General features: G+C 44.1%; 12 protein-coding genes. 11 read left to right on the top strand and 1 reads right to left on the bottom strand.

Features of this window, described 5'->3' with window-relative positions; genetic code table 11:
* Window positions 1–110 precede the first annotated feature (110 nt).
* The 3 genes from Q0081_RS17560 (at window position 111) to Q0081_RS17550 (ending at window position 3,669) form a co-directional block, all read left to right on the top strand.
* On the top strand, window positions 111–2,486 hold the full coding sequence (locus tag Q0081_RS17560) for a M4 family metallopeptidase (RefSeq protein WP_298356021.1): 2,376 nt from the start codon (window positions 111–113) through the stop codon (window positions 2,484–2,486).
* Window positions 2,486–3,148: a hypothetical protein gene (locus Q0081_RS17555; protein WP_298356018.1), complete on the top strand. Its 663-nt coding sequence runs from the start codon at window positions 2,486–2,488 to the stop codon at window positions 3,146–3,148. Before Q0081_RS17560 ends, Q0081_RS17555 begins: the two co-directional genes overlap by 1 nt.
* A gap of 104 nt (window positions 3,149–3,252) precedes the next feature.
* Window positions 3,253–3,669 carry a hypothetical protein gene (locus Q0081_RS17550; RefSeq protein ID WP_298356015.1) on the top strand — a complete coding sequence of 139 codons (417 nt, stop codon included), beginning with the start codon at window positions 3,253–3,255 and terminating at the stop codon, window positions 3,667–3,669.
* 47 nt (window positions 3,670–3,716) lie between these two features.
* On the opposite strand, the gene Q0081_RS17545 is transcribed toward Q0081_RS17550, so the two are convergent.
* The gene (locus Q0081_RS17545; protein ID WP_298356012.1) at window positions 3,717–4,868 is read right to left on the bottom strand and encodes a glycosyltransferase; all 1,152 of its coding nucleotides are present in this window, start codon (window positions 4,866–4,868) and stop codon (window positions 3,717–3,719) included.
* An 84-nt stretch (window positions 4,869–4,952) separates the two neighbouring features.
* Here Q0081_RS17545 and Q0081_RS17540 point away from each other — a divergent pair, with 84 nt between their 5' ends.
* The 8 genes from Q0081_RS17540 (at window position 4,953) to Q0081_RS17505 (ending at window position 11,604) form a co-directional block, all read left to right on the top strand.
* The gene (locus Q0081_RS17540) at window positions 4,953–5,741 is read left to right on the top strand and encodes a DUF2490 domain-containing protein (RefSeq protein WP_298356009.1); all 789 of its coding nucleotides are present in this window, start codon (window positions 4,953–4,955) and stop codon (window positions 5,739–5,741) included.
* 83 nt (window positions 5,742–5,824) lie between these two features.
* A complete protein-coding gene (locus Q0081_RS17535; protein WP_298356006.1) occupies window positions 5,825–6,373 on the top strand; it encodes a hypothetical protein in 549 nt (182 codons plus the stop codon).
* A 110-nt stretch (window positions 6,374–6,483) separates the two neighbouring features.
* Entirely contained in the window at window positions 6,484–6,720 is a 237-nt protein-coding gene (locus Q0081_RS17530; protein WP_298356003.1) for a hypothetical protein, read from the top strand.
* Between the two features lie 93 nt (window positions 6,721–6,813).
* The gene (locus Q0081_RS17525; protein WP_298356000.1) at window positions 6,814–7,926 is read left to right on the top strand and encodes a hypothetical protein; all 1,113 of its coding nucleotides are present in this window, start codon (window positions 6,814–6,816) and stop codon (window positions 7,924–7,926) included.
* Between the two features lie 35 nt (window positions 7,927–7,961).
* The gene (locus tag Q0081_RS17520) at window positions 7,962–8,852 is read left to right on the top strand and encodes a hypothetical protein (RefSeq protein WP_298355997.1); all 891 of its coding nucleotides are present in this window, start codon (window positions 7,962–7,964) and stop codon (window positions 8,850–8,852) included.
* A 21-nt stretch (window positions 8,853–8,873) separates the two neighbouring features.
* Window positions 8,874–10,421 carry a phosphatase PAP2 family protein gene (locus tag Q0081_RS17515; RefSeq protein WP_298355994.1) on the top strand — a complete coding sequence of 516 codons (1,548 nt, stop codon included), beginning with the start codon at window positions 8,874–8,876 and terminating at the stop codon, window positions 10,419–10,421.
* A gap of 117 nt (window positions 10,422–10,538) precedes the next feature.
* Entirely contained in the window at window positions 10,539–10,994 is a 456-nt protein-coding gene (locus Q0081_RS17510) for a nuclear transport factor 2 family protein (protein WP_298355992.1), read from the top strand.
* 64 nt (window positions 10,995–11,058) lie between these two features.
* On the top strand, window positions 11,059–11,604 hold the full coding sequence (locus Q0081_RS17505; protein ID WP_298355988.1) for a hypothetical protein: 546 nt from the start codon (window positions 11,059–11,061) through the stop codon (window positions 11,602–11,604).
* Window positions 11,605–11,840: the final 236 nt, after the last annotated feature.

Below are 11,840 nucleotides of genomic sequence, written 5' to 3'. Positions count from 1 at the left end.
GGGTAAAGTTCGTAATCAAGTAGTTCTAAGTCGAGCTCGGAAGGCAAAAGGAAGGCAGAGTCCATTCTTCAAAATTACAACCCAAACCTCGACTTTCACCAAATGTGACGATGAACCAGGTTGCTCCCAAACCGGTAGAGCAGCCTCTGCCGGGTAGCTACGATGAAGTTCAAAGTCCTTATTCAAAAGTGCCCGCGTCATTTCGGTTTTACCGTGAAAGTGAGGTGACGGTTGAGACATTTGCTGAATTTATGCAAAAAAAATACGGGGTAAAGCTACAAAAGCAAGCAACAGTTTCGCTGCCGACGGGTTCTGAAATCACCACTTTTCAACAGTTTATCAATGAGTACCCCGTTTTTGGGGCTTATTTTAAAGTGAGACATGAGGCTGACGGAAAAGTGCTTGCCGCTTCGGGCGATGCTTTTGATTCATCACGTTGGCCGGAGTTTGCGGGAACAATAATTGACGAAAATCAAATCTTTCAAACGCTTCCTAAAGAGGCGAAAACTTCGGCACCTATTTATGAAAGTTTAGTCATTGTCCCCGAACGCCTCAACGTTACTGCCCAAAAGTTGCACTTGGCTCATCAATTGATTTCAGGCAAAACGAGGTATTATTTAGATGCGTATCGGGGCAATATCGTGCGCCGTGAGTCACTGATTTTGGATTGCCTTGCGCTACATAATACACCTCGTAACGAGGATAAAAAGCCCACGGTTACGATGATGAAAACGTATCATTTTGGGCCTCAAAACATCGAAATTCACTTCAACGAAGACTCTGCTAAGTACATTCTGGTGTCGCACAATGAACCCTTTGTGGCAGTGTACGACACTACGAAGTGGGTCATCAATTACCCCTCAACCCAATGGATTGACCCACGCCTCACCACGGAAGGGTTTGCCGATGCGGCTTTTGTGGGAAAAAAGACCATTGACTACTACAAAACTCAGTTGGGGCGTAATAGCTTTGACGACCAAGGTTCAATGCTTATCATGCGTCGGGCGTATGATGATGATGGACACTTGGAAGAAGGTGCGTACTGGGATGGGACTAATAAACAGATTCATTATGGAAACAAAGGCGATAAGCCGTTGACTTCGTTGGATGTGATTGGACATGAGTTTACGCATGGTGTAGTACGCTCGGGATTGGCCGATTTCGTCGGGGAAGGAGAGTCCGGGTCGCTCAATGAGGCCGTTGCCGATATGCTCGGTACTGCCATAAAACATTGGGCATACCCCTCTACGCCTGATTGGGTGATTGCGCCGTACGTCTTTCCTAATGGTATCCGAAACTTAAAATGGCCTAAAACAACTATTCAATCGAGAACTTCTCTCCCGCATCCTAATACTTACGAAGGGGAGTATTGGCAAGATACTAACGGCTGTGTAGCAAATGATAAGAACGGAAATTGCTGGGTTCATAACAACAGTACGGTCGCCTCCCATTGGTTTTATTTGTTGTCGGAAGGGGGAAAAGGAACCAACGACCACAAACAAACCTATATCATTGATAAAGGCATAGGCATCCAAAAAGCGGCTAAATTGGTCTATCAGACGCTGTTTAGCCTTACTCCTTACACAAATTATGAGCGTTTTGCGGAGGCTACCGTCAGTACCGCCGAACAGATGTTTGGCAAGTGCGCCACCGAAACGCACCGCGTGAAGCAGGCATGGTATGCAGTGGGCGTGTTTGACGATGCCCCCGCCCGTTGCATGAATTTGACGTTTGATTTTACGTACGACCCCGAACCTAATAAAGCCATCCGTTTTTATGTGAAAGGCGACAGTATTGTGTCGGTAGCGCGTACCGAAGATGGCTGGGTGAAGACCTACAGCGAACGAAACAGTGCTTTTATGCATGTTGTATCCAAAGACGAAGATGGCGTACAAAGTCATACTCTTCCTAAAAACTGGGCGGGTACAATCTATAACAAAATGGAAGAATATGAGCCACTCATGGAACAAATGACAGAAGAGGCTTTGGAGAAAGCTAATGCTGAACTGCGTAATCCGGCCACATTGCCTGAACGAAAAGCAGAGTTAAGCAGAGTACTTCCGGAATTGGAAAAAAATATCGCTGAAGGCAGAAAAACAGTAGGCGAAACAAAAAAAAATCTCAAAGAATTGAGCGATGGTACTCACTTAACCTCCGAGAAGGCGTTTTGGAAAACCCGCAAGGCAAAGCGAGAATTTGACAAAGACAATGTAAAAAGTACCTACCTCTACCAAGGAAAATATTTGGCCAAACGATATGTATTAGGGGGAGGAATGGAGTGGGTTTCTACGACCGAAATACCGTTGCGCTTTTCGGATTTGGGAATATTTGTACCGCTCAACACAGGTCAGCTAAGAATGGGAGTAGATCACTTTATGAGAGGGTTTCCCCTTAAAATGTTTGGAGGAACAAGCATCAAAAATATCAAAGAAAATATCCCCGCCAATTTTGACGTACTTTTCTCTAAAAGCCCCGTTTTTAACTGATGAAACCTGTCTCATACCTGCTTTTGACCCAACTTCTTTTGGGAATAAATTTTTCAATGTTTGCGCAAAAGCCATTGAATTTTGCCGAAATGCTCACCTATGAATATGTGCAGGAAGGACAAAAGAAAGAGTTCAGTGTTTATCTCGACCGAAAAACTTCCACTTGGCTTTTTACCAATGCCGACAGTTTTGGCGGTACTGCCGACGGGCTGGAGTTTGTGGTGGCGTACCCCAACGGCAAATATCTGGTGTGCGGTACCGACGATGTTGGCCAAAAGTTCTGTCAAACCTTTGATAGTCCATTGGCTCGAAAAAATACGCCCAAAATCAGCGGAAAAGCGTTGGGCAAAAGTCGGGTTTTTGGTCAAAACAAATACGGATGGCCTACGCTCAAAGCCCAACTGTATCAACTCAACGCAGGCAGAATGACGCAGGAGCTGTACGCCGCCACCGTTTCTTTTGACTGCCGTCCGCTGTATGCCTATAATTCTTTGCTAGAAATTGAGCATTACCTCCCCGCTTTTCAGCAAATTGACTATCCTTCTTATTTAATTAAAAACCAATTGATTCTGGCCGAACAAAGTCCCTTGAACCTTACCTTATTAAGCATTTCACCAACGGATTATTTCGTGAATTTGAGTGAATATAGGCGAATAAAATAGGGTGGACAGAAGCAGTCTTGGGCCAACGATGCGCTTATTTATTGTCAGATTTATACTCGATCTCTGCAAAACCTGTTATTTTTGGGGTTTACGTACCTCAAATCATGAAAAAGGATATTTCTTTTACACCCGTAACGGGCATTTATGTGACCATTGCCCGCCGCATCAACGAACTCGATCAGCCGGAGTGGAATGTGTACCTTATCAATCGGAATCCAACGCTGATTACCAACGTATTTGTGACCTCTCGCGGTTATTCGGGAGATGATATAAAAAAGAAGGAAGAGCAGCAGCGGACGTCAACGCTGCGGCATTATTTTACGGAAATTGAAGCAGGTCAATCCGTGGTTGTCGAGCCTATTATGCCCGATGTTTTTCACCTCAACAATGAATATTGGGTGAGTTACTACGTTGATAATCAGATTTTTGATAAAAAATTTATCTTTGTTCCCGATACCATTGTAGAAGCAAATCTCGTACCGATCGAAGAACTGGGATTGGATGGGGTTTTGCATGAGTAAGCTATTTAGTGCGCTTCCCTGATGTTAAATCAGGGCGAGCAAAGCATTTATTTTTTCCTTGCAATTTTCTCAAATTCCTTCGCCAGATTCGTCGCTACGATCTCAATGTCGTACAATGTTTCCACCATTTTTCGACCATTTTGGCGAAGCTTGTCGGCGTATTCCGGCTGTTGCAGCAATTTTGCCAATCCTTCATAGACTCCTTCAACGGTCAGCGGTACTTCATGGGCCGCTTGGTGTTGCGCTACGGTGCCGTCAAAACCGATACGGTCAGAAACCAACGCCGGCACACCTGCCGTCATGGCTTCCAAAGCGGCAATCGAAAACCCTTCTGAATACGAGGGCAGCGCAAAAATAGCAGCATCAGCCAAGGCTGCTTTCTTGGTTTCGCCCGTTAGCATTCCAACCATCCGCATTTTGTCTTGCAGTTGATTCTCTTTAATAAAACGTTCGGTTTCGGCTTGGTAGCCGTCGTCTGGACCGGCTAAAATGAGCAATGCATCGTCGTATTTTTCGGTATATTTTTTGAACGCAGGCAACAAAAGGTCTAAGCCTTTTTTGATGTTTAGGCGGCCCATGAATAAAACGAGCTTTTTGTCGGCAGGAAGATAGAATTTTGTCCTAAACGTACCCTTCGGAGGTAAATCAGCCAATTCAGCTAATTGCATTCCATTGGGAATAATGGCAACGTTAGGATGCTGAAAGCCTAAAAATTGACGTAAATCATTCAGCTCGTCGCGGTTATTGATTTGAATAAAATCGGCTTTTCGTAAAAACCTTTTTTGGAACAATAGCCCAAACAATCTCTTTTTCCAATAGCCATGATTGAGCGCCCATTTGTCTAATAATCCATGAATAGTGACGGCTTTAGGGGTATTATTTTTAAACAGGAAAGGAGCTACGCTTCCAAAATGCCAAATCCCGTGGCAATGTACTACATCGTATTCATGAATGTGTTTTTTGAGAAAATCCCAGGCTTCCAGTGAAAATTCAGGAAAAAAACGGCTAATAGGTTCAGTACGTCTGCAAACAATCACGCGAGCACCCTCTGGAGTAGGATAAATTTTGTCGCCGGAAGAAGCAGGGCTTAAAATATCTACCTGATGCCCTTGTTTTAAAACAACTGTGGTATGGTCATAAATAATGCGGGCCGGCCCGCCAATTGACCAGGTATACGCGCAAATGTTCAAAATTTTCATGGAGCAAAATAACCACATAGAAACATAGCACACAATAGTAAAGTAAGACTGACGATTTTGGCACGCTATTTGACAAACTTCTAAATGAAGAACATTCTCAATAAACCCATGCGAAAATCTACACTCATTTGCCTTTTATGGATAGCTTTTCAAGCTCAATCGCAAAATGTTACCCTTTATGGAATATCTCCGAGTTATTCACAAATGGGTAAATTTAACAGCAAGTTAGGGTATAATATAAATGTGATGTCGGCCATCAATGCGGTGAGCCAAACGGTTGAGAAAAAGTATTTTCCGGCAGGACATACGCATTTGCTCCTTCATGGCCTGCTGGTCTATCAATTCAATAAAAAATTGTCGGTAGGAGGGGGCTATGCCTTTGGAAGACATAATATTTTTGGGCTTCGAGAAAACGAAAATCGCCTCATTGGGCAGGTCACGTATCAGCACAAGCTGGGAAAATTTGTCATCACGCACCGCGGACGCTTTGAATGGCGTCAACCCACTAATTTACAGACCAAAATCGCCTCCCAAGCCGACATCGGGCGTTATCAGGTTTGGGTTACGTATCCGCTTTACGACCCCGAGAAACAAAAACAGGGGTTTTATCTTTCGGCATCCAATGAAGCTTTTTTGTACTTCAAAGGAGCAACCAACGGCCCTGTTAGCTCTCGCAACGGCTCTATTCTCTCCGAAAATTGGATGCACGTAGGAGGTGGGTATAATGCCGGTAGAACACGCGCTGAATTGGGTTATTGTTTTCAGGGATTGGTTCGTAATAAAGCGCAGGATTACCGCTTTTTTAACCTTTTGCAAATCAATATATACCATACCATCAACTGGAATGATGTGCAGTTTTGGTGGTACATGTAAAATTTTAGGCACGAAAATTGTATTGGATTATTGTGTAGTGTTTTAAAGTTTTAAATACCTTTGAATAATAATTAAACTTTTTCTTGAAAAAATTAACTGCTATCGGCCTTCTTATCCTGCTGCTCTACAACATGTTTGGGCTGACGGTAGCTGTTTTGTTTTTTGAAGATGACTATCAATCGGCTTCTCCCATCCGTGAAGATGATAAGTGGCAAACGGTTAAAATGCACTTGCCGACTTTGCCGTATAATACCACTTGGGAAAATTCGGATGGACAGGAAGGTTTGATTCGGCGCGGTGATGATTTTTATAACGTAACCGAACAACGGCATGAGAATGATACGTTGTATGTTACGCTTAAAACCAACCAACACGCTCGTGATCGCTTTTTTGAGTTGGCTAATATGATTCAGGAGATTACTGATCAAAATGCCGATACTCCCGAAAGTCCGTTAAGTAAGGCAATAAAATTGCTGAACGATTTATTAAAAGTATACCTCCCGAATCCATCCATGGGCTTGCTTGTTGATACTGTCATAAGCTCGACCTCATACCATTTATACGCCACACCAAACCAATCATTGCTTCAAACGGTTCGGTTGCTCCATTCTCCTCCTCCTGAGTTAGCTTAGTGATTTTTTGTAAGTAATGAACAACGCATCGTTGTGCATTATCGGTCTTTGTGTGCTTTGTTCAAAACAAGCATACGTCACTTACATTTATTCATTAACCAAAGCTAACAATGAAAACGCTGTTAGGCATGCTTTTGCTTTCCCTTACTGCTTTATGTACTTGCAGCGATACGCAGGCGGGTATGTCCATAGAAGTGAACGCATCACATGAATGTCAGGTCGCGAATCCATCGCGCTGTTTGGAATCTACTGAGAGCGCTCATCCTGTGATATCTGTGAAAGATATTCCACCTGTTGGATGTGCTATTCCCATGGCCCAATTAGAAAAAGCCGGGCAGGCCCAATAGACCATTTTTCATACATAAAGGCTTTGGTTGAAAACAATCTCATTTTCAACCAAGACCCCGACCGCGTTCGGGTGTTATCAACTGTCTTTTATCATGAAACGTATTATATACTCTTTAATCTGTTTGTTTTTAGCAAACGAAGCTTTTTCGCAAGGTTGCGTAGCTGTTCGCCACATGAGCTGTGCTGCTACCAATTCATTGTCGTCTGCTGAGTATTTCAAACAAAAAAATGCCCAATGGCAACTTAGCATGGGCTATCGCTATTTTCGTTCTTACAAACATTTTGTAGGAGATGAAGAGCAAACACAACGTGTGGAGCAGGGAACTCAGGTAATTAACCTTTCTCATGCCCTTGATTTGGGATTGAGTTATCAACCAAATGCCCGTCTTTCATTCAGTATAAACTTGCCTATCCAATTCAATGATCGTTCGTCGTTGTATGAGCATTATGGCAACCCTGCGGCAGGATCCGGTATCAACCCTGATCAAAACCGTTTTCATACTCAATCGCAGGGAATAGGTGACATGCGTCTTTCGGCTTCGTATTGGATGCGTAATCCTTACAAATTACCTAAGTTTAATTTTGCTTTAGGATTGGGTATTAAATTGCCTACCGGAAACTACGGTGCAACGGACGAATTTCACAAGCTGAACAAAGAAAAACAGGATTATACCATCGTAAAACCGGTAGACCAATCCATTCAATTGGGTGACGGAGGAGTTGGTTATAGCTTAGAAACTCAAGGATACTGGCAAATTGCGAAGAAAACGACCGTTTACTTCAACGGATTCTATCTCTTCAATCCCAAAGAAACCAACGGCGTAGTTCGTAGCCCGGAAGCTACAACGATTGACTTGGTAACGGGATCTTTCTCGGTTTCTGATCAATTTGCAGGTCGTGTAGGTTTTAGCCAATCCATCGGCAATGGACTTTCCATTATGTTGGGCGGCCGCTTGGAAGGTGTTCCTGCCATTGACGTTTTTGGCGGTAGCAAAGGTTTCCGTCGTCCAGGATACATCGTTTCCGTTGAACCGGGAATCGCTTACATGAAAGGTAAATTTTCGGCTGCAGCTACAGTACCTTATGCATTATATCGTAATCGTACCCGCAGCTATGCTGATCGCCTTGACCCACTGGGTTTAAAACATGGCGATGCCGCATTTGCAAATTACTTAGTATCGGTTAATGTTAGTCGTTGGTTCTAAGAACAACTCATTCTCATCTTTACAATTTTTTATTTATGAAACGCTTATTCATAGTAATGGGCTTCCTGTGCGCTTATATAAACGTGCAAGCTCAAATGCCCAACGATGCCATTTATATGCCCAAAGGAACTGTCTGTGTAGGGACCATGTACACCCACAGCAGTTGGAGTCAATATTGGGAAAATACGCTCAAACGCGAAAACCTCAATATCGGAACGCACACGACACAGAGTGTAATGGTGATGCCGGCCATAGGTATTACTGACCGTTTCAATGTGATTTTGAGCCTGCCTTATGTATGGACCAAAACCAGTGCGGGCAACCTTATGGGCCAAAAAGGAATTCAGGACTTTTCGGCTTGGCTGAAAGTGAAAGCAGTGAATATCAAAGGTTTTTCTGTCAATGGTTTGTTGGGAGCGTCTATTCCCGTCAGTAAATATGTGCCTGATTTTCTGCCGATGTCCATTGGTTTGCAATGCCGTGTAGTAACCGGCCGAGTTTTGCTTAACTATACCCATCCTAAAACCGGTCTTTATGTAACGGCACATGGTTCGTATATGTGGCGCAGCAATATCAACGTAGACCGGGATGCGTATCAGGCCGATGGCCGTGTTTACAACACCAACGAAGTACGCGTTCCAAATGCGTATGACTTGGGCGGACGTTTGGGTATTTTGAAACAAAAATGGCAGACTGAAGTGTGGGCAGAGCGTAACTCCTGCGTGAATGGCGATAATATTCGTCGCAATGATATGCCTTTTCCTACCAACAACATGCAGGCTACGATGGTGGGCTGGTATGGTAAGTTTCAACCCAAAGCATTGGGCGTGAATGCCCGCGTAGGTTACGTAACAAACGGACTTAACGCAGGCCAAAGCACCAGTTATATGGTGGGCGTACTTTACCTGTTTGGGGTAAGAAAATAATAAACACAATCCATTAAGAAAATGAAGAAGTTTCCAACTATTCTAAAATATAGCAGTTTGGCCGCCGCAATTGTAGTGGGTATCGCTGCCTGTAATAAAGACATTGAAGAGCCGCAACGGGTGGGTTACTCGCCGGTAAGCGTAGACGACAAAGCAGGTACGTGGAAAACGTACATCTTGGCTTCGTCAAGTGAAGTTGCTGTTCCTGCCCCGAGTGCCGTTACCTCAACGGACTACGTGGCTGAATTGGCTACATTGAAAGGTCTAACCACTAATTTAAGTCAGGAACAAAAAGAAGCAGTGGTGTATTGGGGAGCAGGAGCCGTTTATCGTTGGAACGAAATTGCTCGTGAATTGTCGGCTCGTTATAACATACCACCTGCCTCTAATGCAGAAGGCAAATATCCTGTTCCGGATGCCGCCAATCCTTTGGCTGATCCTAAGTTTCCTTTTGCCAATCCACCTTATACGGCCCGGGCTTTAGCCTATCTGTCTGTGGCGCAATATGATGCGTTGGTTTCGGCATGGAACTACAAATACAAGTACAAACGGTCGGCTCCTTCTAAAGTAGATACGAGTATTCCGGTTGCCTTGCCGGTATCAGCTCTGCCTGCGTACCCTTCTGAGGATGCCGTAATAGCGGCGGCTTCAGTGACCATTTTGAAAGCAATGTTTCCGGGTGAAGTACCCTATTTGGAAGCTAAAATGAAGGAACATTTGGCAAGCCGCCAATGGGCCGGAATGAACGTAACGAGTGACTTAACCGCAGGCACCGACCTTGGAAATGCAGTAGCTGCCAAAGTAATGGGACGCGCTAAAACTGACGGTATGGGCGCAGCCAATAACCAAGCTTTAACGGCCGGTATGATTGAAGCGGCCAAGACCCGTGGTATCAAAGAGCCTTGGTTGAGCCAAGAAGCGCCTTTGCGTCCGCCGATGTTGCCCAACTATGGAGCTGTAGCAACGTGGAATTTTGATAAAACGACACTTGCCCAAATCCGCCCTGCCATGCCTTATGTAGTAGGATCGGCAGAATGGCAGAAAGAATTGGATGAATTGAAAGCCATCCAAAATAAACAAACCCGGGAACAGGCACGCATCGCCAATTATTGGGCAGATGGTGCAGGAAGCTATACACCGCCGGGCCATTGGCACCGTGCCGCAGCCAATGCTGCCAACGAAGCTAAATTCAGCGAAGTACGTATGGCACGTACCTTGGCGTTGCTCGGTACGGCTGAAATGGATGCAGGTATTGCCTGTTGGGATACGAAATATTTCTATTATACGCCTCGCCCTCAGCAGTTTGGCTTGAAAACGTCGGTAGGATTGCCTAATTTTCCTGCCTACACATCGGGTCACTCTACATTTTCGGCGGCAGCCGCTACGGTATTGGCTTCTATCTTTCCAGAACAGGCTGACAAATTCAATGCTCAAGCCAAAGAAGCCTCTGAATCACGTATTTATGGATTGATTCACTACCGGGTTGACTGTGAAATGGGCTTGAAACACGGAAAAGTGATTGGTGATTACGCCATTGCGCGTGGCAAGGCGGATGGCTCAGGATTATAACAATCAGACTTTCCAAGACTCCAAGTCTTGGAAAGTCTTAGAATCAATTTTTAACGAAAGTATTACCTATTTCTAAAATAAAGTCCCCAACAGTAGTAGGTCTTTTCTAATATATCAATGATGAAATTTTTTAACATTCTATTTTGCGCGCTCTTAGTAAGCAGCAGTATTTTTGCACAGGACACTCCAAAACAGGAAGTAGCTCAGCAGATTACCAATTGGCACAATGGATTGGTAAAAGCTGATTTAGACGGCCTTATGGCACAGTATGCCAGCGATGCTGTGTTTTTTCCCACCTTCATTAACGCTGCCCGTACGGCCGACGAACGCAAAGCGTTTTTGCAGGTACTCATTGCCAAAAAGCCGGTTGCAGTACTGAACAACGACCAACGGATCCGATTGTTTGGCGACGTAGCTACCTGTTCTGGTTCGTGGGTATTTGACGTAAATGCCGCAGATGGCAGTCGCGAGAAAAAACCTGTTCGTTATCTGTTTGTTTTTGAAAAACGCGCCGGAAAATGGCTCATTGTTGAACAACACGTATCCGCATTTCCCGAAAAACCCAAAGCATAATCAAACTCAAACTCGACAGGGCTTTTGATTTCAGAAGACCTGTCGGGTAAATCAAAAAAATCGCTTGAAAAGACTCGTTTCTATACTGCTTCTCAGCCTTTTGCTCTACAACATGGTAGGCTACTCCGTAGTCTATTGGTTTGGAGGCAATGTGGCATTGGAAGCACAAAAAGACGAGCTTGACTCCTCATTAAAAGAGGAGTTGATTACTGTAAAAGTACCGGTATCGTTGCCATACCAAACCAACTGGACGGCTCCACAGTCGGTGCAGGGTAAATTACAGGTGGGCAATGAGTTTTATGAAATGGTTGAGCAAATTATGCTCAATGATACCATTTACATCACCTGTAAGCCCGACCGCGATGCACGTGCCAATTTTTATGCGTTGGCCGAGCACATCAATAAACACATCAATGACAATGCCACCGACGGTCCAAAGCCTTCCAAATCCATTGTTATTCCATTGTTGAAAGAATATGTTTCCTTTCAACGAGTACACACTTTTTTTGTAATAGAAAGTCGTTCCGATGCCACACCGTTAAAACAGTCCTCCTTTTTGCTTCTTTCCCGCGCCTGTGGCGTGTTTTCTCCCCCTCCCGAATCCCTTTAATTTTTTAAGGTAAAAAATGGAGGCTCATCCCTGTACTGCGGAGATGAAAAGCCTTAGTTCTATTTTTTAAATTCTTAGGAGGAAGAGCTTATTCTTCTTCTTACAACCTTATAAATTTAGGTATTGTAAATAAAAGTGGCATTTTGTTATCTAAGCAGCTTGCTGCCAAAACTGTTGCCATTTATGGTTAATTTCTACCGTTTTGAGAATAGCAAGACTTTCCGAACCATCATTGC

Source organism: Runella sp., assembly GCF_027484545.1.
Taxonomy (GTDB): domain Bacteria; phylum Bacteroidota; class Bacteroidia; order Cytophagales; family Spirosomataceae; genus Runella.
The sequence above is the reverse complement of the archived record's forward strand: the minus strand, read 5'-3'. Positions and strand labels throughout refer to the sequence as shown.